The organism is Zoogloea sp., assembly GCF_028689785.1.
In the GTDB taxonomy this organism is placed as follows: Bacteria; Pseudomonadota; Gammaproteobacteria; order Burkholderiales; family Rhodocyclaceae; genus Zoogloea.
Genome location: NZ_JAQVCN010000020.1, coordinates 43,691 through 64,130, shown reverse-complemented (window position 1 = coordinate 64,130; position 20,440 = coordinate 43,691). Strand labels below are relative to the sequence as shown.

19 protein-coding genes are annotated in these 20,440 nt (G+C 61.6%); 5 read left to right on the top strand and 14 right to left on the bottom strand.

Annotation, left to right across the window (positions count from 1 at the left end):
* Window positions 1–25 precede the first annotated feature (25 nt).
* Window positions 26–1,450, bottom strand: a complete 1,425-nt coding sequence (locus tag PHI64_RS11050) for a PLP-dependent aminotransferase family protein (RefSeq protein ID WP_299882577.1) — start codon at window positions 1,448–1,450, stop codon at window positions 26–28.
* A 90-nt stretch (window positions 1,451–1,540) separates the two neighbouring features.
* Between PHI64_RS11050 and PHI64_RS11045 the strand changes: the two genes are divergently transcribed.
* From PHI64_RS11045 to PHI64_RS11035, 3 genes are read left to right on the top strand one after another with little or no spacing between them, the layout of a single operon-like run.
* On the top strand, window positions 1,541–1,972 hold the full coding sequence (locus tag PHI64_RS11045) for a GNAT family N-acetyltransferase (protein ID WP_299882575.1): 432 nt from the start codon (window positions 1,541–1,543) through the stop codon (window positions 1,970–1,972).
* Between the two features lie 12 nt (window positions 1,973–1,984).
* Window positions 1,985–2,599 (top strand): FMN-dependent NADH-azoreductase, encoded by a 615-nt coding sequence (locus PHI64_RS11040; protein ID WP_299882573.1) that lies wholly within the window; start codon window positions 1,985–1,987, stop codon window positions 2,597–2,599.
* Complete coding sequence (locus PHI64_RS11035; protein WP_299882571.1) at window positions 2,596–3,027, top strand: carboxymuconolactone decarboxylase family protein; 432 nt, start codon at window positions 2,596–2,598, stop codon at window positions 3,025–3,027. Before PHI64_RS11040 ends, PHI64_RS11035 begins: the two co-directional genes overlap by 4 nt.
* A 472-nt stretch (window positions 3,028–3,499) precedes the next feature.
* Here PHI64_RS11035 and argJ read toward each other — a convergent pair whose 3' ends face one another.
* The 4 genes from argJ to PHI64_RS11015 form a co-directional block, all read right to left on the bottom strand.
* Entirely contained in the window at window positions 3,500–4,738 is a 1,239-nt protein-coding gene (gene argJ / locus PHI64_RS11030; protein WP_299882569.1) for a bifunctional glutamate N-acetyltransferase/amino-acid acetyltransferase ArgJ, read from the bottom strand.
* A gap of 119 nt (window positions 4,739–4,857) precedes the next feature.
* Entirely contained in the window at window positions 4,858–6,075 is a 1,218-nt protein-coding gene (locus tag PHI64_RS11025) for an FtsX-like permease family protein (RefSeq protein ID WP_299882566.1), read from the bottom strand.
* A gap of 13 nt (window positions 6,076–6,088) precedes the next feature.
* On the bottom strand, window positions 6,089–7,315 hold the full coding sequence (locus PHI64_RS11020) for an FtsX-like permease family protein (protein WP_299882564.1): 1,227 nt from the start codon (window positions 7,313–7,315) through the stop codon (window positions 6,089–6,091).
* A 183-nt stretch (window positions 7,316–7,498) separates the two neighbouring features.
* The gene (locus PHI64_RS11015) at window positions 7,499–8,368 is read right to left on the bottom strand and encodes a PEP-CTERM sorting domain-containing protein (protein WP_299882562.1); all 870 of its coding nucleotides are present in this window, start codon (window positions 8,366–8,368) and stop codon (window positions 7,499–7,501) included.
* Between PHI64_RS11015 and PHI64_RS11010 the strand changes: the two genes are divergently transcribed.
* A complete protein-coding gene (locus PHI64_RS11010) occupies window positions 8,367–8,504 on the top strand; it encodes a hypothetical protein (protein WP_299882560.1) in 138 nt (45 codons plus the stop codon). The genes PHI64_RS11015 and PHI64_RS11010 overlap by 2 nt on opposite strands.
* Window positions 8,505–8,628: 124 nt before the next feature.
* On the opposite strand, the gene PHI64_RS11005 is transcribed toward PHI64_RS11010, so the two are convergent.
* Together PHI64_RS11005 and secA are read right to left on the bottom strand one after the other, a co-directional pair.
* On the bottom strand, window positions 8,629–10,068 hold the full coding sequence (locus tag PHI64_RS11005) for an HDOD domain-containing protein (protein ID WP_299882558.1): 1,440 nt from the start codon (window positions 10,066–10,068) through the stop codon (window positions 8,629–8,631).
* Between the two features lie 92 nt (window positions 10,069–10,160).
* Window positions 10,161–12,887, bottom strand: coding sequence for a preprotein translocase subunit SecA (gene secA / locus PHI64_RS11000; protein WP_299882556.1), 2,727 nt, complete (start codon window positions 12,885–12,887; stop codon window positions 10,161–10,163).
* Between the two features lie 146 nt (window positions 12,888–13,033).
* Between secA and PHI64_RS10995 the strand changes: the two genes are divergently transcribed.
* Window positions 13,034–13,465, top strand: coding sequence for a DUF721 domain-containing protein (locus tag PHI64_RS10995; protein WP_299882554.1), 432 nt, complete (start codon window positions 13,034–13,036; stop codon window positions 13,463–13,465).
* Here PHI64_RS10995 and PHI64_RS10990 read toward each other — a convergent pair.
* From PHI64_RS10990 to murC, 7 genes are all read right to left on the bottom strand, one after another.
* A complete protein-coding gene (locus PHI64_RS10990) occupies window positions 13,462–13,650 on the bottom strand; it encodes a hypothetical protein (RefSeq protein WP_299882552.1) in 189 nt (62 codons plus the stop codon). The two genes, PHI64_RS10995 and PHI64_RS10990, sit on opposite strands and share 4 nt — an antisense overlap.
* Window positions 13,651–13,658: 8 nt before the next feature.
* On the bottom strand, window positions 13,659–14,576 hold the full coding sequence (gene lpxC / locus PHI64_RS10985) for a UDP-3-O-acyl-N-acetylglucosamine deacetylase (RefSeq protein ID WP_299882550.1): 918 nt from the start codon (window positions 14,574–14,576) through the stop codon (window positions 13,659–13,661).
* Between the two features lie 146 nt (window positions 14,577–14,722).
* The gene (gene ftsZ, locus PHI64_RS10980; RefSeq protein WP_299882548.1) at window positions 14,723–15,859 is read right to left on the bottom strand and encodes a cell division protein FtsZ; all 1,137 of its coding nucleotides are present in this window, start codon (window positions 15,857–15,859) and stop codon (window positions 14,723–14,725) included.
* Between the two features lie 150 nt (window positions 15,860–16,009).
* The gene (gene ftsA, locus PHI64_RS10975) at window positions 16,010–17,239 is read right to left on the bottom strand and encodes a cell division protein FtsA (protein WP_299882546.1); all 1,230 of its coding nucleotides are present in this window, start codon (window positions 17,237–17,239) and stop codon (window positions 16,010–16,012) included.
* Window positions 17,239–18,114 carry a cell division protein FtsQ/DivIB gene (locus PHI64_RS10970; protein ID WP_299882544.1) on the bottom strand — a complete coding sequence of 292 codons (876 nt, stop codon included), beginning with the start codon at window positions 18,112–18,114 and terminating at the stop codon, window positions 17,239–17,241. Before PHI64_RS10970 ends, ftsA begins: the two co-directional genes overlap by 1 nt.
* A complete protein-coding gene (locus PHI64_RS10965; protein ID WP_299882542.1) occupies window positions 18,107–19,021 on the bottom strand; it encodes a D-alanine--D-alanine ligase in 915 nt (304 codons plus the stop codon). Before PHI64_RS10965 ends, PHI64_RS10970 begins: the two co-directional genes overlap by 8 nt.
* 4 nt (window positions 19,022–19,025) lie before the next feature.
* The gene (gene murC, locus PHI64_RS10960) at window positions 19,026–20,420 is read right to left on the bottom strand and encodes a UDP-N-acetylmuramate--L-alanine ligase (protein WP_299882539.1); all 1,395 of its coding nucleotides are present in this window, start codon (window positions 20,418–20,420) and stop codon (window positions 19,026–19,028) included.
* Between the last annotated feature and the right edge of the window lie 20 nt (window positions 20,421–20,440).

Below are 20,440 nucleotides of genomic sequence, written 5' to 3'. Positions count from 1 at the left end.
AAAGACCATCAATTGGATAGCCTTTTCACTGTGATTGAATGGCAGCCGCTAATCGACATATCAGTGCTTTCGCCATCTCTGGTTCGGTTACGTTGGCGAATCCCATGAGTAGCCCGCCATGTGACGTTCTCCGAATTTGCCATTGGCTGAGTGCCTGAATTGCAAGCCCGTTGGATTGAGCTGCCGCAGCTAAGGACTTGTCGCTCTCCCTATTCGTCAGTTTCGCTAGAACATGAATACCACCAGCCTGGGGCTGGACGTGCAGACGTGATCCTAGCGCCTGCATGAGCGCATCGACCAGATAGCCGCGTCGAGTTGCATACAGCGAACGCATCTTTCGCAGATGCCGAGCGAAGTGACCTTGATCCATGAAATCGGTCACCGTTGCTTGGAGCAGGATCGAGCCGGGGCCGCAAAGGTGATTCGCCGTGTCCTTGAACTGTTCGACCTGCGCTTCAGGTACGACCAGATAGGCCAGGCGCAGGCCGGGAAACAGCACCTTGCTAAAAGTGCCGGAGTAAAGCACGCGCCCATCGCGATCCAGGCTTTTCAGTGCGGGGAGAGGCCGGCCGTGGTAGCGGAACTCGCTGTCGTAGTCGTCCTCAATGATCCACGCCTTGCGGTGGCCGGCCCATTCCAGCAGTTGCAGCCGTCGGGGCAAAGACAGTGCCATCCCCATGGGACTCTGGTGCGTGGGTGTCACCACGGCGAAACGCGCCTCAGCGGCTCGCTGTTGGCCTATGCCCACACTCAAGCCTTCCGCATCCACGGGCACCGGCTCCAGACGCATGCCCGCGCGCTCCAGGAACTGGCGGGCGAAGAGGTAGCCGGGGTCTTCATACCAGCCGATATCACCAGATCGCAGCAGTGTGCGGCACACCAGCTCCAGAGCGCCCCGGTAGCCGGCGGTGACGAACACCTGCTCGTGCGTGCAGGCGATGCCACGCGAGATGCCGAGATAGGCGGCGATGGCGCGACGCAGCGGTTCATGACCCGTCGGGTCGGGGTAGCCCATGGCCGCCGTATCCATGGTGCGCAAGTTGTGGCCGGCCAGGCGCGTCCAGGTCTTGCGCGGAAAAGCATCCAGCGCCGGCACGCCGAGTTGGAAAGGCCGTACTTGACCGGCATCGGCCCCTAGGCATGAACGTGGCGGTGCAAAGGAACTAGATGCGAAGCCGTACCCCGGCTCGCCTAGGTTCTCCAGCCGGGGCGAGACGACGGTGCCGGCTGGGCCGCGTGTCAGGAAATAGCCCTCGCTGGTCAGCATCTGGTAGGCCATCTCGACCGTGCCGCGTGCCAGGTTCAGCTCACTGGCGAGGCTGCGCACAGATGGCACTCGATCGCCAGGCTGGAGTTTTCCAACAGCAATCGCGTCCCGATAGCGTCGATACAACTGCAGATAGATCGGCGCATCGTGTCCTCGGTTTGGCTTGAACCGCTGCATGTCCATGCGCCATGTCCTATCTATTTATTCAATTTTTGCACCTTTTTACTGGGCCATTAGTTTCCTACAGTGCAGGCTCTATGACAAGGAATCGACATGAGCACCTTTCGATTGAGCCTCATTGACAGCGTTCAGGATTACTTGGCCTGTTTCGACGTCATGCACGAATTGCGGCCTCATTTACCCGATGCGGCCGCATTTGCTGCGCAGGCCTGCCGCCAAGCCGGGCAAGGTTATCGTCTGCTGGCTGCATGGCGGGGAGATCAGGTCATGGGGGTGGCGGGCTACCGCATCCAGGAAAACCTGCTGTATGGACGATTCCTTTACGTCGATGATCTGGTCGCCGTCGCAACTGCCCGTCGCCAGGGTCTGGGTGGCCTGCTGATAGAGGCGTTACGCGAGGAAGCGCAGCGGCAAGACTGTTCCCATCTGGTGCTCGATACCGCCTTGGGCAATGCCCTGGCGCAACGCTTCTATTTCCATCAGGGCCTGCTGTCCAAAGGGCTGCATTTCAGCCTAGCGCTATAGGCCCGACGGATCATGAATCAACTTCTTTTCCTGGCATGCAGCCCTGCCGGCCACGAATCACTCGGCGCGCAGCAGGTGTTGGCGGCTTTGAACGATTGCGACGCTCTCGGCCACGGCATTCGTGTGACCACGCGCAGGCTGGCAATGGAGGCGCTTGCGCCGCTGTCGGCGCAATACGCTCAGGCCATCACTTCGTCAGCGCCATCCGATGATCCAGCCGTGGCCCTTTCTGAACACCTGCTAGGCGAATTGGAGGCTTGCGACGGATTGTTGATCAGCACGCCGATGCACAACTTTGCGGTGCCCGCGGCGCTGAAGTTGTGGATCGACTATGTACTGCGCAAGGGGCGCAGCTTTGCGGTCAAGCCGGATGGCAAGGTCGGGTTGCTGCGGGATCGCCCAGTATTGGTGCTGGTGCGCTCGGGCAGCCCATGCGTAGGAGACGCTGCCAGGCAACCCGACTTCCTGACGCCCTACTTGCTCCACGCCCTGTCTGTCATGGGTATCCACAACGTGCAGTTCGTGTACTTGCCAGGGCTTTCCCCGACCACGGAAGCATTGGCTCAAACACGCCATGCGCTGATTTCGTTTCTCGTTCCTTCACGTCTAACCGGAGACCGTCCATGAGCACACTTCGCCTGCCTTATCAAACCCTCTCGCCTGAAGCCTACCAAGGACTTGGCCTTACCAAGAAAGCCCTGGACAAGAGCAGCCTTGGGAAACCGTTGATCGAGCTGGTCTATCTGCGGGTGTCGCAAATCAATGGCTGCGCTTTTTGCTTGGAGATGCACGCGGCGGCCCTGCGCGCCGGCGGTGTGCCGAATCCGAAGCTGGACAGCCTCGCAGGCTGGCGCGTGAGCGCGCATTTCAGCCAACGCGAGCGCGCCGCATTGGCCTGGACGGAATCGCTAGTTGACGTAGCGGGTCGCCACGCGCCCGATGAGGATTTCGAACCGCTCAAGGGGCATTTCAGCGATGCGGAAATCACCGACTTGAGCTTCGCCATCGCGCTGATGAGCGCCTTCAATCGCTTAGCGATCGGCATGCGTCAGTAAAACGAGGGATACGGATGGCTTCACCGCCATCCGCAATAAATACGCTTGGGAATTCTCGGAAGCAATAGGGAACTGCGGCACCTTCGGTTTTCCTGGCTGTCGCCGAAGTGAGGCCCCCTAGTGTAGCCTTGCACATGAAACCCGGACGATGATATCCCGCAACTCGATGGCCTGCGCCTGAGGTTGCGCCACATCGACGGCGGACGTGGTGAGCTTAAGCTTTGCCATGATGACGCCTCGGAAAAACCCGTTTCCCAGGAGCCCCGTAGGGGCCAGCAGAGGGGAAGGCGGGTCAGACTTCAGAAGCACCGGCATATGCTGAACCCGCCTAATTGATTGATAAACCTGCTGTATCTGGCTTCGGCACTGCCCAGCTCTTAGCCGGGCTTGAGTCATGGTGAAATGAAAAAAGACGCCCGTCAGGGCGCCTCGACAATGACAATGGCCGCCCCCTTCCCGGGGGACGAGCCCGTCAGGAACGGTAGTCGGCGTTGATTTTCACGTAATCGTAGGAGAAGTCACAGGACCACAGGGTCGCTGCAGCACTCCCCCGGGCCAGATCGACCCGCACAGTGATCTCCGCCGCCTGCATGACGCGGGCGCCCGCCTCTTCGCGGTAAGACTCTGCCCGTCCGCCCTTCTCGGCCACCAGCACCTCTTCACCGGCACTCCCCAGCCAGACTCGCAGACGGGACACGTCCAGATCCTCAATGCCGGCATAGCCGATGGCGGCCAGAATGCGCCCGAGGTTGGGATCAGAGGCAAAAAAGGCCGTTTTCACCAGGGGTGAATGGCCGATGGCGTAGCCCACTTTGCGGCACTCCTCCCGATCCGTTCCTCCCTCAATCTGCAAGGTGATGAACTTGGTTGCTCCCTCGCCATCCCTGACGATGGCCTGGGCCAGCCAGATGGACAGATCCAGGACCGCATCCCGAAAAGCGGCATAGTCCGCCGACTGGGCATCGACGAGGGCAGGATTGCCAGCCTGCCCAGTGGCGATCATGATGAAACTATCATTCGTAGACGTATCGCCGTCCACGGTGATGCTGTTGAAGGACAGGTCCGCCGCCTCCTTGACCAGGGCATTCAGCAGCGGCTGGGCCACGTCAGCATCGGTGGCGAGGAAGCCCAGCATGGTCGCCATGTTCGGCTTGATCATGCCCGCCCCCTTGGAGATACCGGTCAGGGTCACTGTCTTGCCACCGATACTCACCTGGCGGGATGCCGCCTTGGGCACTGTGTCGGTGGTCATGATGCCGTGACAGGCCTCATACCAACCGTCGGCCTTGAGGGCATCCCGCGCAGCCGGAAGCCCCGCAATCAGCTTGTCCACCGGCAAGGGCTCCAGAATGACCCCGGTGGAGAAGGGCAGCACCTGGCTCGCCTGAATCCCCAACAGGCCTGCCACCGCCTCGCAGGTGGCCCGGGCAGTGCCCAGCCCGAGCTCGCCGGTACCCGCGTTGGCCACACCAGTATTGATGACCAGCGCACGCACCTTACCCTCCGGCAGATGTGCCTTGCACACCTGGACAGGTGCCGCACAGAAACGGTTCTGCGTGAACACGCCCGCCACCCGGGCGCCAGGGGCGAGCTCGATGAGGGTCAGATCCTTGCGGTTGAGTTTGCGGATGGCAGCCTCGGTCACCCCGAGTCGGACACCAGGAACCGGTAGTAGGGCAGCAGCTTCGGGAGGGGAAAGCAAAACGGGCATGACGAAAACTCCAGGAACAAGGCCGATCGGCAAAGACTGGGATGATAAGCCCGGATGTGTTTCAGACGCATCCTCAGGATGCGGGAAGCTCCGGGCAGGGACAAGCCGACACCGCGCCGTCAGGCGCGGCTTCTCAGAGCATCGATGATCGGCACCCGCGACGAACGGAACGCGGGATAGAGGGAAGCCAGCAGGGTCGCCACGATGCCGACAACCCAGGACTGCAACAGGACCGCAGGCACGATACGGATGTAGGCGTCGTAGCCGATCTCGGCATTGGGTGGTGGTGGCATCGGGATGCCCACTCCGGAAATCAGCATGGCCAGGGCCAGCCCCAGCAGCAACCCTAGGGTGGCGCCGACGACCCCTAGAATGAGGGACTCCAGGACAATCAGGGAGACGATGGTCTTGCTTCGGTTACCCAGGGCCCGCATGGTGCCAAACTCCCAGCCGCGCTCCAGCAGGCTCATGTTGAGGGTGTTGATCACGCTCAGACAGACCATCAGCAGAACCATGGCCTGGAGGAAGCCGAACTGCTGCTGGTAGATGTCCACAGTCTTCTGGTAGAAGTCGTTCAGCGTCCGCCAGTCAAGAATGCGCAGATCCGCGGCGAGTTGAGGCTTCATCCGGTCAATGAAGGCATCGGTGGCATCGGTGGAGCGGAGGGACACGACCAGCTTGCCTACGCCCTTGGTCAACAGCAGATCCTGGGCGGCCCCCAGGGAAATGCGCACTGCGCGGGCATCAAAATCCTTCGAGAAGCTCTGGAAGACTCCCACCACCTCGATATCCAGAGTGTTGGTGGCCCCGTCCAGGGTACTCACCACCAGCGTCGCCTGATCTCCTGGAGCCAGGTGCATGGCGGCAGCGGCTCCCTCACCAAGCATCGCGCCAAAGCGGTCCGAATCCTTCAGCATCCGTCCGGACAACACCCGCAGATGCGTGCCAAAAGCCAGCTCCCGATCGGGCTCGACACCCTCACCGATGATCGCGTAATCCGTCTTGCCGTTGTTCAGAAGCCCCGAAAAGGTGATCCGGGCCATCACATCCTTCACCTCCGGATCGACCTGCAACTTCTTGCGCAGCACTTCCGGATCCTTCAGCAGGTAGCGTTCTGGGGAGCGGGAGCCGGCGCCGAAGATCGCCTCCTGCCCCACCTGGGCATGCCCGCTCTGGGAATGGATAAGGGCCTCGGCCAGTTGCACGAAGATGTCCCGGACAAACCCGCCGGAAACAATAAGCCCGCACACCCCGAAAACAATGGCGCCCAGGGTGATGGCCGTACGGATGCGGTTGCGGAGGAGGTTCCGGAGACCAAGGTTGAGGAGATGTTTCATGCGTGAGGCCCGGTCATTGCAAGGCACGCAAAGACTCGACGATCTCCATCCGCGATGCCTTCCAGGCTGGATAAAGACTGGCCAGAGCGGTGGTCGCCATGGCGGTGAGACAGGCCGAAATCACTGTTCCCGGCGTAAGCAGGATCCCGGCGCTGTAGCCCCAGGTCATGCCCGGCCCCGGGGGCATGGGAATACCGATCAGACTGATGAGGACGGCCAGCAGGCTTCCCACAAAGACACCGATGATCGTTCCGACGACCCCCAGCACAACCCCTTCCGCGATGAACAGCAGCAGGATGTCCTTGCGCCGGGCTCCTATGGCCATCATGGTGCCAATTTCGCCGATCCGCTGAATGACCGACATGGTCATGGTATTGGAAATCGCCAGCACGATGATCACCGCGATGATCATGTAAATCACGCCCACCTGCTTGGCAAAGAGCGAAGCCGTCTTGTTGTAGAAATCGGCGAGCTGGGTCCATGGCACTACGTCGTACTGGGAGGCGCCAAGATTGGTCTTCATCCACTCCAGGGTCTGCGCGGTTCGGGCCGTGTCGTCGAGCACGACGATACGCAGATGCTCGCCATCGACACGCAAGAGCTGACGCGCCAGACCAATGGGAATACGCAAGGCGATGTCATCATAGGCCTTGGTGATGGATTCGAACACGCCCACCGTCCTGGCCTCCACGGCGTTGATGCGCCCGCCCTTGGTGTTTGCCACCAACACCAGGGTTCCCCCCAGACGCAGGCCAAGGTTATCCGCCAGCCCTCGGCCTACAACCACGGTGTTTTCCTCACCGGGCTGCAGATTGCGCCCCTCGGGAAACCTGAGTGCCGATGAAAGCTCGGCCTCGACGCCAGGATCCACCCCTTCACCGATGAAGGAAAGCGTGGTTTCTCCCGAGCTGGCCAGCCCGGAAATCAGCAAACGCGGTGCAACGGCCACCACCCCCGGGCCGTCAAGGATCTTCCTGATGTCCTGCTCCCGGTTGGGCAGCACGTAGGACAACGGGTCAGACCGCCCAAGTTCGAGGAACCGGGGCTTCATGACCTGGATATGCCCCAATTGAGAATGAATGGTGTTCTCGCGCCCGAAGCGGAGATTCCAATCGATAAAGCCGGCCGCCAGCATCATGGCGGTCACGCCAAGGGCCACAGCAGTCAAGGCCGCCTTACTGCGGTTGACCTGACGAATGACATTGAGTGCGGCGGTGCGGAGAGTCAGGATGCCGTGCAATTGAGCTACCCAGTCGGGCTGTATTGGATTGGACGGTGCCCCGGAAGGGAAGGGTTGCGGAGCACCCCAGGCACTTGCACGACATACTTTAAAGGTCTGCGTATCCTTTGGCTATAAAAAAAGGGCCACTCTGATGAGTGACCCTTTTTTAGCCGAGACCCGAGCGGGCCTCAAGCTACCGACTTAGGCCTTGCGGCGACGGGCGGCGAAGAGGCCGGCGAAGCCGAGACCCACCAGAGCCAGGGAAGCGGGCTCAGGGATCACACCGCTGATGGTGCCGTCCAGCTTGGTTTGGCGCACAGCAACACGGTTGCCATCTCCATCGACGAATTCCAGCAGCTGGCTAGCGGTCGGAATCGGGGGGAACACGTTGGTGTCCAGGTTGAACTTGGTGCCATCGCCAACTGCAGAAAAGTTGCCGAAACCATCGTCAATGAACAGGAAGCCGGCTTCAGCGGAATCCACTTCCAGGAACAGATTCAGGTTGGCAACCTGAAGTTCAGAGCCAACCAAGTGGCCGGACACAACAACGCGGTCGTTGGCATTGTTCGTAAAGTCATTGAAGAACAGTTCCCAAGTGCCACCAGTGTAGCTCGGGCCGGAAGCGCTCATGACGCCGTTGAACCTGTAACGGACTTCCAAGTGCCAGCTGTCGTTGTAACCTTCGGCATCGGAGCCAAACGACGGGGGAACCAGCGGAGCCAGAGAGTCGATGTTGACCTGACCAACAGTCGGGTAGGTCAAATTAACGGTGGTGACGCCGTCCATGGCCGTATCACTGCGGGCAATCCCGAGCTTGGCGAAGTCGCTGGCCAGGTTGGTGTCGTAGAAAGCGCCATTGACAGAGTTGTCGCTCAGATCATAGACCGAAGTGGCCAGTAGCTGGTTGAAGCCAAATTCGGTGAAGGTACCGGTGTTGCTATCGGCATCCTGAGTGTTCTTGGCGCTCTGGTAGCTATTGCTGCCAACGTTGATGTAGAAGGACGGAGCCGCGACGGCTGCGGTGGCGGTCATCGCCAGAACGCTTGCAGCGGCAAGAAGTTTCATTTTCATGAGTGTTTCTCCGGAATTAGAGGCGGCAATAACGCGCAAAAAACATAGAGCAGATTCCATGCCCGCTTCCAGCCAAATCAAAATTCAAGCACAAGGCATTAATTTTATTGAAATTTTTTTCATCAAAAAAAAATGACTATGGAGTCCACGACACGCTCTGTAAAGATTTTCGACACAATCTGACTGCTTCTATCCCCCTCCCTTTCAAGCGCCACGCCACATCGGCTCGTCGATTCGGACACGGCACTACTGAAGGGTCATCAGCGGGGGGAGAAGGTGCGCCGTTCTGTAGCGCCGAGCTCCACGGCGAGGCTTGCCTGCAAGGCAAAGTGCCGGATGGCATCCCAGCACTCGCCGGCCAGAGGCTTGCCGCCACAATCCACATAGAGGACGCCAATCTGGCAGTTCGCAGTACCGATAGGGACCACCCCACACTCGCCGCAAGCGGTCACCCGGACAAGCCGCTCCGCACCGGGACGCATCAGGCGCCCCGCATCGACCAGGGCCGCCTCCCCACTGTCGATCGCCGCATCTAGAACGTCGTCCGGCTCCCCTTCCATCGGGAACACAAAGCGGGCAGCCAAGGCATCCGCATCGGCCCCAAGGGCAATCCTTCCGACAAGAGATTGGCGGTCCTCCGTCAGGAGGGCAACGACGACACGCCGACAGCCGATCGCGCGATAGACCCCCTCGACCACCAGCTGCAGAATATCGGCGATATTCGCGCGGGCCAGGCTCATATCTGCAAGGTCATGGAGGATGCGCAACTGCAGGCGTACATCGGGATCAGCAGGTGCAGGCGGAACCGGCGTCTCAGGCTGCGGGGCTGTCAGCGGAATCAGCCCTGCCGCTTCGGAAGCGCCGAATACACGCGCAACCCGGGCCGCCTCGGCCGCATTGGCAAGGATGTCTTCTTTGACTACGGCCACAGGCTGATCAAGATAGTCTGCAACTTCGTGCATGCTCTGCCGCCCGCGGATCGAATCCCAACCTTCGTCAGCGATCCGGGCAAGGCGATGGGCGAGGAAGATAGACCGGCCCGGACCGCGGCCACGGGAGTCCATCTCCATGGCGGCCGAGACCAACGGCCCCAGCTTCCATTCCTTCACCAGGCCGTGGGACAACTGGCGCAAGGGAAAGCCCAGCACCCGTTGCTGAGCCTCTTCTTCCTTGACCCCCGGCAGTACCAAGCATTGATCCAGTCTCCGCGCCTGCTCACCGCCGAAGCACCAGAACGCCATCTCACCCACACGCCCGAGCAATGCGGCGATGAAAACCTCTTCGCCAGCCCCCTCCCCGCGCTTGCGGGCAATCCAGCGGGCCTGGACCGCCGCATGGAAGCTCCGTGCCATCTCGGCATGCACCCGCTCGCGAATTCCCTGATTGAGCAGCGAGTCGATCAGGGCAACAGAAAGGGCGAGTTCGACGACCGGATCGAAACCCAGCACCACGATGGCCCGCGAAACGGTGCTGACGCCCTGATGGGAGTGATTGAAGAAGGCGCTGTTGGCAAGCCTGAGCACCTTTGTAGTCATCGGGGCATCCATCAGGATGACCTTGGCGAGGGCCGACGCCGACGCCCTGTCATCGGCAATCAGGGCCCGCAGGGCGTCCACCGTACGCCCGAACACCGGCATCTCACGCCCACGGATACGGGCGATCCAGCCAGCCAGATCGAGAGAGAATTCACTGGGGTTCATTGGCTCGGTAACGGCAGGGGGCATTGTTGCTTGAGGCGCCCGGTCAACGAAAACGCCGGCACAAGGCCGGCGTTTTTTCTGACGCACAAGACTCAGGAGAGCTTGCCGTGGCAATGCTTGTACTTCTTCCCGGAACCGCAGGGGCACGGGTCGTTGCGACCAGCTCTAGGCGCTGCCTGGGCAACCGGTTGGGCAACTTCGCGATCTGGATTGGCGGTGGCCAGAGCCTCGTCGTAGTCGGCATGGTGATACTGGACGTTCTCCAGTTCAGCCGGCGCCTCAACCTCCTCCAACTGGGCCTCGGAGCGGATCTGGACAGTCATCAGCAGACGGGTGACCTCGGTGCGGACAAGCTGCAGCAGATTCTCGAAGAGCTCGAAGGCCTCGCGCTTGTACTCCTGCTTCGGATTCTTCTGGGCATATCCCCGCAGATGAATGCCCTGACGCAGATGATCCAAGGCCGACAGATGCTCGCGCCAGTGGGTATCCAGGCTCTGCAGCATCACATTGCGTTCGAAGCCATGCCATGCGCTGGCATCCACCAGAGCGATCTTGTCAGCGTAGGCCTGGGACCCCGCTTCCAGCAGACGCTGCAGGATGTCGTCGTCACTCAGGCCGGAATCGGCCTTCACCCACTCACCGACAGGCACCTTGAGTTGATATTCGGATTCGAGGGCCAGTTCGAGGGCGGGGATATCCCACTGCTCCTCCACGGAGTCGACCGGCACGTAGATTCGGAAGAGGTCGTGGAGCACGCCCTCGCGCATCGCCGCGACGGTCTCGGAGATGTCGGTGCTCTCCAGCAACTCGTTGCGCTGCTGGTAGATGACCTTGCGCTGGTCGTTGGAAACGTCGTCGTACTCAAGCAGTTGCTTGCGGATGTCGAAGTTGCGCTGCTCGACCTTACGCTGAGCCGACTCCAGCGAGCGGGTCACCATGCCGGCCTCGATGGCCTCGCCCTCGGGCATCTTCAGGCGGACCATGATGGCGTTCAGGCGCTCGCCGGCGAAGATCTTCATCAGGGGATCTTCCAGCGACAGGTAGAAGCGGCTTTCGCCCGGATCACCCTGTCGGCCGGAACGGCCGCGCAGCTGGTTGTCGATCCGCCGGGACTCGTGACGCTCGGTGCCGATGATCTTCAGCCCCCCCGCCTGCAGGACTTTCTCGTGAACCGTCTTCCACTCCTCACGCATGGCCGCAATGCGGGCGTCCTTCTCGGCATCGGAGAGGGATTCGTCCTCGCGAATCAGGGACACGGGCTTCTCCACGTTGCCGCCCAACACAATGTCGGTACCCCGACCAGCCATGTTGGTCGCAATGGTGATCACCCCGGGACGTCCGGCTTCGGCAACGATCTCGGCCTCGCGGGCGTGCTGCTTGGCGTTGAGCACGTTGTGCGGGAGCTTGGAGCGAGTCAGCAGATCGGACAGCAGCTCCGAGTTCTCGATGGACGTCGTACCCACCAGCACGGGCTGGCCACGCTCCACGCAGTCCTTGATGTCCGCCACGATCGCGTCGTGCTTCTCCTTCATGGTGCGATACACCTTGTCGTTCTGATCCTTGCGGATCATCGGACGGGAGGTGGGCACCACCACGGTCTCAAGTGCGTAGATCTGGTGGAACTCGTAGGCTTCGGTGTCGGCCGTGCCGGTCATGCCGGACAGCTTGCCGTACATCCGGAAGTAGTTCTGGAAGGTGATCGAGGCCAGAGTCTGGTTCTCGGCCTGGATCTTCACGCCTTCCTTGGCTTCGACGGCCTGATGCAGACCCTCGGACCAACGGCGGCCGGACATAAGGCGGCCGGTGAATTCATCGACGATCACCACTTCGCCGTTCTGCACCACGTAATGCTGATCCTTGTGATACAGCGCGTGCGCCCGCAGGGAGGCGTAAAGGTGGTGGATCAGCAGAATGTTGCCCGGATCGTAAAGGCTGGAGCCCTCCGGCAACATCCCCAGCCGGGTCAGGATTTCCTCGGCGTGCTCGTGGCCCTGCTCGGTAAGGAGTACGGAGTGGGCCTTGAGATCCACGGTGTAATCGCCCGGGACGGTGATGTTTTCGCCCTCGCCTTCCTGACGGGTCAGGAGGGCGGGAACGGCGTTCATGCTGAGGTACAGCTCGGTGTGATCCTCGGCCTGACCGGAAATGATCAGCGGCGTACGAGCCTCGTCGATCAGAATGGAGTCAACCTCATCAACGATGGCATAGTTGAGGCCGCGCTGCACCCTCTCACCCGACTCGTACACCATGTTGTCGCGCAAGTAGTCGAAACCGAACTCGTTGTTGGTACCGTAGGTGATATCGGCCTCGTAGGCGGCCTTCTTCGCATCATGGGGCATCTGCGACAGGTTGCAGCCGACGCTCAGCCCAAGGAAACGGTAGATGCGCCCCATCCAGTCCGAGTCACGGCTGGCGAGGTAATCATTGACGGTGATGACATGCACCCCCTTGCCGGTGAGCGCGTTCAGGTAGACCGGCAGGGTGGCGGTCAGGGTCTTGCCTTCACCGGTACGCATTTCGGCGATCTTGCCGGCGTGCAGCACCATGCCCCCCACCATCTGCATGTCAAAATGGCGCATGCCATGCACCCGCTTGCCGGCTTCGCGGACCACCGCAAAGGCCTCGGGCAGCAGGGCATCGAGGCTTTCTCCCTTGGCGATGCGCCCACGGAATTCGTCTGTCTTGCCGCGCAATTCCTCATCGGACAAGGCCTGGATCTTCGGCTCGAGTGCGTTGATGGCACGCACTGTCTGGGAGTACTGGCGAATCAGCCGGTCATTGCGGCTGCCGAAAATTTTCTTGAGTAGGCCTGCGATCATTTGATTTCGAAGGAAAAACGCGGCAAAACGCGGATTCTATCATGGCACCCGGACGCGACCGTGACGGACCACCGGGCACCAGTGATACTTGTCCGCCCCGGACTATCCCCCTACGATGGGGACGGTTTCATGATTTCCAAGCCCTGATGAGCACCAGTTCGATCGACAACTTCCTGGGCAGCGGCGACGCCCTTGCCCGCCTGCAGGCCCATGCCGGCCGCCTGCTGCGCCTGCAGCAACAGCTAGAGACCCTATTGCCTGGCTACATGGCGGACGCCTGCCGGGTGGCAAACCTGAAGGGAGAGGAACTGGTGATCCACGTGGAAAGCGCCGGTCTGGCGGTCAAGCTGCGCCAGGCCGTGCCCAGCCTGCTGGCAGATTTCGCCCGGGCGGGCGTGATCCTCAGGGACATCAAGGTCAAAGTGGCGGTACGGGAATACCGGCCCGCAGCACCGCCTCCACCCCACAGGCATGTAAGCGATTCAACGCGCTCTGGACTCGACCACCTGGCGGCAAGCCTGCCGGCAGACTCTCCGCTGGCCAAGGCCCTCAAGCGCTTCGTAAAACAGGCCGGCTAAACAAAGGGGACGAAGACGCGCTCGACGATGAGTAGCGCAAAGAACACCAGCGCAACGATGATGGCGTAGCGGAACAGTCGCCAGCCCAGCGCCAGATAACGGCGATCACGGGTGAACACGAAAGCCAGCAGCGAACCGGCAATGCCGATCGCCACCAGCACCGCGACCAGTCGCAGGATCAGCATGATTCAGCTCAGGCGCTGGCCAGATCGAACAACCGGGCCACCGCCGGCGGCGTGCTGGCCTCTTCCTCGAAGGTCACGATATCCCACGCACTCCTGTCTTCGAGAAGCACCCTCAGAATCTGGTTGTTGAGGGCATGACCGGACTTGTAGGCGCTGTACGAGGCCAGCAGGGAATGGCCGGCCAGGTACAGGTCACCAATGGCATCAAGCACCTTGTGCTTGACGAATTCATCGGCATAGCGCAGGCCGTCGGCGTTGAGCACCCGGTATTCGTCCATCACGATGGCATTATCCAGGCTGCCGCCCAGGCCGAGCCCGTTGGCACGCATGAACTCCACGTCCTGCATGAAGCCGAAGGTGCGCGCCCGGGACACCTCGCGCACATAGGAGTGCTTGGCAAAATCGACCACCACCGAGGTGCCGGTGCTGTCGATGGCCGGATGATTGAAGAGGATGGAGAAGCTGAGCTTGAAGCCGTCATAGGGTTCCAGGCGCACCCATTTGTCGCCCTCCACGTACTCGACGGGCTTGAGCACCCGCAGGAAGCGCTTGGGGGCCTTTTGCTCTTCGATGCCAGCCGACTGGATCAGGAATACGAAGGGGCCGGCGCTGCCGTCGAGGATGGGGATCTCGGCCGCATCCACGTCGATGTGGGCGTTGTCGATACCCAAACCGGCCAGCGCCGACATCAAATGCTCGACGGTATTGACCTTGGCACCCTCGCGCTGCAGCCCGGAACACATGCGGGTATCACAGACGGCGTAGGGGTCGGCGGGCAGGTCAACAACCGGGGCAAGATCGACCCGATGAAAAATGATGCCGGTATCCGGTGCGGCCGGCCGCAGGGTGAGTGTCACCTTGGCGCCGCTGTGGAGCCCGACACCTGTGGCGGTGACAACGGTTTTGAGGGTGCGCTGCTTCAGCATGATCCGGATCCGCGTTCAAGTCCTTGAATCTTAACACAGACAGCGTGCTGCGCCGCAGCAAGCCGCCTGTCAACGAAAAACGCGCAGCGGGTGGAGGCGACCTCCCGCTGCGCGTTTTTCTGAGCCACCGGAGCGGCCCGGAGCAATCAGTCCGCCTGCTTACGCAGGAAGGCCGGGATGTCCAGGGTAGACATCCCATTAGCGCTCATGGCCTCGACGGTGGTCCGGGAAGTGCGGCGGATGACCGCGGGCAGCTCCAGGTTACCGTAGTCGATTTCCATACCGACGTTGTCGGTACCGGTACGCACCACCTCGATCTTGCGGGGCATGGCCGCAGCACGCACTGCACCAAGCCCCGTCGCCACAACAGTGACGCGGATGCGGTCTTCCATGTTCTCATCGAACACGGTGCCGTACTTGACGAAGGCTTCGGAGGCAGCAAAGGCCTGAACGGTCTTCACGGCATCACGGACCTCCGACATCTTCAGGCCGCGGCTGGCAGTGATATTGATCAGCACACAGCGGGCGCCTGACAGCTCGGTACCTTCCAGCAGCGGGGACACCGCAGCCTGCTCGGCGGCGATGCGAGCACGATCGAGACCGGAAGCCTGGGCAGAGCCCATCATCGCACGGCCCATCTCGGCCATGGCGGTGCGCACGTCCTGGAAGTCCACGTTGACCAGGCCGGGCACATTGATGATCTCGGCGATGCCACCCACCGCGCTTGTCAGCACGTTATCGGCGGAACGGAAGCAGTCCTCGAAGCCGGCGTCGTCGCCATACACCTCAAGCAGCTTGTCGTTGAGCACGACAATCAGGGAGTCCACCTGTTTGGACAGCTCTTCCACACCACTCTCGGCGACGCGGATGCGGTTCTCGAAATCGAAGGGCTTGGTCACCACGGCAACGGTCAGGATGCCCATTTCCTTGGCGATCTCGGCCACCACGGGCGCTGCACCGGTACCCGTTCCACCACCCATGCCGGCGGTGATGAAGCACATGTGGGCACCTTCAAGGGCCGCCGCGATGGCATCGCGGGACTCCTGGGCTGCGGCACGGCCGGCCTCGGGTTTGGAACCAGCGCCAAGGCCGGTCTTGCCGAGCTGGACCTTGGTCTGCGCCAGGCAGCGGGACAGGGCCTGCGCATCGGTGTTGGCGATGATGAAATCCACGCCCTGAACACCCTCACGGATCATGTGATCGACGGCATTGCCACCCGCACCACCGACACCAATCACCTTGATGTTGGTGCCGCCGCTCGCCTTTTCAACTATTTCAAACATTTACCTCGCCTCCAAGAGAAACTGCGCTCATTTGCCCTGCGCGCAAGCAGTCCTATATTTAGTATTAACCCGAAATTCTATAACTAAATAAAGGGCAACTGCACACAAATAATCAATTCAAAACACCCCATTGCCGGAGTGCCTCAACCATCAGAAATTGCGTTCGAACCAGGAACGCATTCTTGAAAACACCTGCCCCACATTCCGCGCCTGACGCGCCTGAATGCCGCGCCGCTTCTGCGCTGCCCCCTCCATCACCAGCCCCATTGCATTGGCATAGCGCGGCTCGCAAACGACATCGGCCAGCGCTCCGTCGTACTTCGGGTAACCGATGCGTACGGGCATGTGAAACACTTCTTCACCAAGCTCGACCATCCCCTGCATCACGGCAGCCCCACCGGCCAGCACGATGCCGGATGACAACAGCTCTTCGTAACCGGAACGGCGCAGCTCGGCCTGGACCAGTTCGTACAGTTCACACACCCGCGGCTCGATCACATCGGCCAGCGCCTGACGGGACAGCTTGCGCGGCGGGCGATCGCCGACGCCCGGCACCTCGATCATCTCCGAGGCATCGGCCAGGGTATGCATGGCCACGCCGTGACGGATCTTGATTTCTTCGGCCTCGGCGGTAGGAGTGCGCAAGGCCATGGCGATATCGTTGGTCACCTGGTCACCGGCGATGGGGATGACCGCTGTGTGACGGATCGCGCCCTGGGTGAACACGGCGAGATCGGTGGTGCCGCCACCGATGTCCACCAGGCACACGCCCAGCTCTTTCTCGTCATCGGAAAGGGTCGCATAGCTGGAGGCCAGTGGCTGAAGTACCAGGTCCAGCACTTCCAGCCCGCAGCGCCGCACGCACTTGACGATATTCTGGGCAGCGGACACGGCGCCGGTGACGATATGCACCTTCACCTCAAGACGCACACCACTCATGCCAATCGGCTCGCGCACGCCATCCTGTCCGTCGATGATGAATTCCTGGGTAAGGATGTGCAGGATCTGCTGGTCCGCCGGCAGGGGCATCGCCCGGGCGGTCTCGATGACCCGCTCCACATCGATCGGCGACACTTCCTTGTCCTTGATCGCCACCATGCCGTTGGAGTTGAAGCTGCGGATGTGGCTGCCGGCGATCCCTGTGTAAACATCGCGAATCTTGCAATCGGCCATCAACTCCACCTCCTGGATGACCCGGGAAATGGCATCGACGGTGGCCTCGATATTGACCACCACCCCCTTCTTCAGGCCCGAGGAGGGCTGGGTGGCCAGACCGATCACGTCCATCCGGCCGTCCGGCTTGAGTTCGGCCACCACACAGGTGATCTTCGAGGTGCCGATGTCGAGGCCGACGATCAGTTCCTTGTACTCTTTGCTCATTACTTACCTTTGCTTTCTTGCTTGCCCGACGGTGCAGCGGACGCGATTGGCCGCAGGGCAAAACCACTGGGGTAGCGGAGGTCCACCACCGCCACATTCATGTTCAGCTGGGCCTTGGCCTTTGGAAAATGACGCACGAAGCGTGACAGGCGCTCGTCGATCGGCGCTTTGGCCTGGTCATGGCCGAGCTCAATGGTCAGGCCGTCTTCCATCTTCAGCTGCCAGGCCTCCCGGGCAGACAGGGAGACACCAACCAGTTGCTTGCCGAGGGGCCCCAGCTTGTTGGTGAAGTCTTCGAACTTGGCCAGCAGCACCCCCGACGAACCCTCGGGGCCGCTGAAAACGGGCATCCGTGCGTTGCTGGCGGCCGAGAAGATCTCTCCGTAGCGGTTTACCAGGCGCATGTCACCGGTTTCACCCACTCGCCAGTAGGCTGAGGCCACATGCTCTTCGAGACGCACCTCGATACCTCCCGGCCAGCGCCGACGCACGTCGGCCCGACGTACCCAGGGCAGCTTCTCGAAGGCACCGCGCACGTCGTCCAGATCCACCGTAAAGAAATTGCCGCGCAGGGACGACCGGGCTGCGTACTCAAGCTGGGCGTGGGTCACCTGGGCCAGCGGGGTGGTGACCACGACTTCCCGCAGGGGGTACACCGGCAGGCGCGACAGCGCGGCAACAGCGGCATAGCCCAGGCCGGCTGCGCCAAAGACCAGCAGCACATCGGAGATCAGGTTGAGGAGCTGGGGACGATCCCACAGCCCGTTGCCACTCACATCCCGTGCCGGACGTGCGGGGCGCGCACGCTTCCCGCCGGCGGACGACTTGCCGCTGGCCTCAGGAGGCACGTTGGAAGTGGGGCGCAGATCAGCCAAGGCGGGCTCCGGCAAGGATCTCAAGGCACAAGGCCTCGAAGGACAGACCCGCCACCCGTGCCGACATCGGCACCAGGGAGTGGTTGGTCATGCCCGGCGCGGTATTGATCTCGAGCAGGGTGAAGCTGCCGTCGTCACGCAGAATCAGATCGGCACGCCCCCAGCCGCGGCAGCCCAGTACCTTGGCGCAGCGCACGATGGCGGCCTGGATCTCTTGCTCAAGGGCTTCCGGTAAGCCACTGGGGCAAAAATACTGGGTGTCGTCGGTGAAATATTTGTTCTGGTAATCGTAGTTGCCACCGGGGGCCACAATACGCACCAACGGCAAGGCCCGATCCCCCAGGAAGGGGGCGGTGAGTTCCTGGCCGGTGACGAACTCTTCGGCCAGCACCAGGGAGTCAAACTTCGCAGCAAGCTCCCAGGCGGCCTTTAGCTGCCCCGCCTCGGTGACCTTGGTAGCCCCCATGCTGGAACCCTCATGGGCCGGCTTGACGAAGATCGGCAGCCCCAGATCGGCCACCACCGCGTCAAAGTCGGTGCTGGCATCGAGGATCGCGAAGCGCGGCGTGGGCAGGCCCGAAGCAAGCCACACCAGCTTGGTACGCCACTTGTCCATGGCAATGGCAGAAGCCATCACGCCGCTCCCGGTGTAGGGGATCCCCATCAACTCAAGGGCGCCCTGCACGGTACCATCCTCGCCCCCCCGCCCGTGCAGGGCGATGAAAGCACGGTCATAGCCCTGCTCCTTGAGGATGTGCAGATCGGTCTCGGCCGGATCGAAGGCGTGCGCGTCCACGCCCTCGGCCAGCAGGGCGGCCAGCACGGCCTTGCCCGACATCAGGGAGATCTCCCGCTCGGCGGAGCTTCCGCCCAGCAGAACCGCAACTTTTCCGAATTGACTGCTCACGTCCTCAAACCTCGCCACTCACCAGTTTTCCCGGCACACCGCCGATGCTGCCAGCACCCATGGTGATCACCACGTCGCCATCCTGGGCCGAGGACAGAATGGCCCCCGGCATGTCCTCGATGTTCTCCACGAACACCGGCTCGATCTTGCCCGCCACCCGCAGGGCCCGTGCCAGCGAACGACCGTCGGCAGCCACGATGGGCGCCTCTCCGGCCGCATACACCTCGCCCAGCAGCAGGGCATCTACGGTGGACAGCACTTTCACGAAATCCTCGAAACAGTCCCGTGTCCGCGTGAAACGGTGAGGTTGGAAAGCCAGTACCAGACGCTTGTCGGGGAAGGCACCGCGCGCAGCAGCAATGGTTGCAGCCATTTCAACCGGGTGATGACCGTAGTCATCAACGATGGTGGCCGTCCCGCCACTCGGCAGCGCCAGTTCGCCGTAGCGCTGGAAGCGCCGGCCAACCCCCTTGAACTCGGCCAAGGCCTTGATGATGGCTTCGTCGGAGACGCCCACCTCGGTAGCCACGGCAATCGCTGCCAGGGCGTTGAGCACGTTGTGGCGGCCAGGGAGATTGAGCACCACCGGAATGCGGCTAGTGGTGCCATTGACCCGGACCACGTCGAAGCTCATGCGACCGTCGTCTGCATGGATGTTCTCGGCGCGCACATTGGCCGATTCGGAGAAGCCGTAGCGGACGATCTGCTTGGACACCAGCGGCATGATGGAGCGCACATGCTTGTCGTCGTCGCACAGCACCGCCACGCCATAAAAGGGCAGGTGCTGGAGGAAGTCCACGAAGGACTGCTTGAGGCGTGCGAAGTCGTGCCCGTAGGTCTCCATGTGGTCGGCGTCGATGTTGGTGACCACGGAAATCACTGGTGTCAGCAGCAGGAAGGACGCATCGGACTCATCCGCCTCGGCGACCAGGAAATCGCCCTTCCCCAGTCGGGCATTGGCGCCCGCAGCGTTGAGCTTGCCGCCGATCACGAAGGTCGGGTCGAGCCCGCCTTCGGCCAGAATGCTGGCCACCAGCGAGGTGGTGGTGGTCTTGCCATGGGTGCCCGCGATGGCGATACCCTGCTTCAGGCGCATCAGCTCTGCCAGCATCTGGGCTCGCGGCACCACCGGAATGCCCTTGGCCCGGGCTGCGATCACCTCCGGGTTGTCACCCTTGACAGCGGTGGACGTCACCACTGCATCGGCATCCAACACATTGCTGGCATCGTGCCCCTGGATCACCCGGGCGCCCAGAGCCTTCAGCCGGCGGGTGGCCGCGTTGTCGCCCAGATCAGAGCCACTGACGCAATAGCCCAGGTTGAGCAGCACTTCGGCAATGCCGCTCATCCCGGCACCGCCGATGCCCACGAAATGGATGCTTCTGACTTTGTGTTTCACGTTCTGTCCTGTTGAATACT

Coding starts and splice junctions, on each gene's coding strand:
- PHI64_RS11050 (WP_299882577.1), bottom strand. CDS start 1,450: ATGGACATGCAGCGGTTCAAGCCAAACCGAGGACACGATGCGCCGATC.
- PHI64_RS11045 (WP_299882575.1), top strand. CDS start 1,541: ATGAGCACCTTTCGATTGAGCCTCATTGACAGCGTTCAGGATTACTTG.
- PHI64_RS11040 (WP_299882573.1), top strand. CDS start 1,985: ATGAATCAACTTCTTTTCCTGGCATGCAGCCCTGCCGGCCACGAATCA.
- PHI64_RS11035 (WP_299882571.1), top strand. CDS start 2,596: ATGAGCACACTTCGCCTGCCTTATCAAACCCTCTCGCCTGAAGCCTAC.
- argJ (WP_299882569.1), bottom strand. CDS start 4,738: ATGCCCGTTTTGCTTTCCCCTCCCGAAGCTGCTGCCCTACTACCGGTT.
- PHI64_RS11025 (WP_299882566.1), bottom strand. CDS start 6,075: ATGAAACATCTCCTCAACCTTGGTCTCCGGAACCTCCTCCGCAACCGC.
- PHI64_RS11010 (WP_299882560.1), top strand. CDS start 8,367: ATGAGTGTTTCTCCGGAATTAGAGGCGGCAATAACGCGCAAAAAACAT.
- PHI64_RS11015 (WP_299882562.1), bottom strand. CDS start 8,368: ATGAAAATGAAACTTCTTGCCGCTGCAAGCGTTCTGGCGATGACCGCC.
- PHI64_RS11005 (WP_299882558.1), bottom strand. CDS start 10,068: ATGAACCCCAGTGAATTCTCTCTCGATCTGGCTGGCTGGATCGCCCGT.
- secA (WP_299882556.1), bottom strand. CDS start 12,887: ATGATCGCAGGCCTACTCAAGAAAATTTTCGGCAGCCGCAATGACCGG.
- PHI64_RS10995 (WP_299882554.1), top strand. CDS start 13,034: ATGAGCACCAGTTCGATCGACAACTTCCTGGGCAGCGGCGACGCCCTT.
- PHI64_RS10990 (WP_299882552.1), bottom strand. CDS start 13,650: ATGCTGATCCTGCGACTGGTCGCGGTGCTGGTGGCGATCGGCATTGCC.
- lpxC (WP_299882550.1), bottom strand. CDS start 14,576: ATGCTGAAGCAGCGCACCCTCAAAACCGTTGTCACCGCCACAGGTGTC.
- ftsZ (WP_299882548.1), bottom strand. CDS start 15,859: ATGTTTGAAATAGTTGAAAAGGCGAGCGGCGGCACCAACATCAAGGTG.
- ftsA (WP_299882546.1), bottom strand. CDS start 17,239: ATGAGCAAAGAGTACAAGGAACTGATCGTCGGCCTCGACATCGGCACC.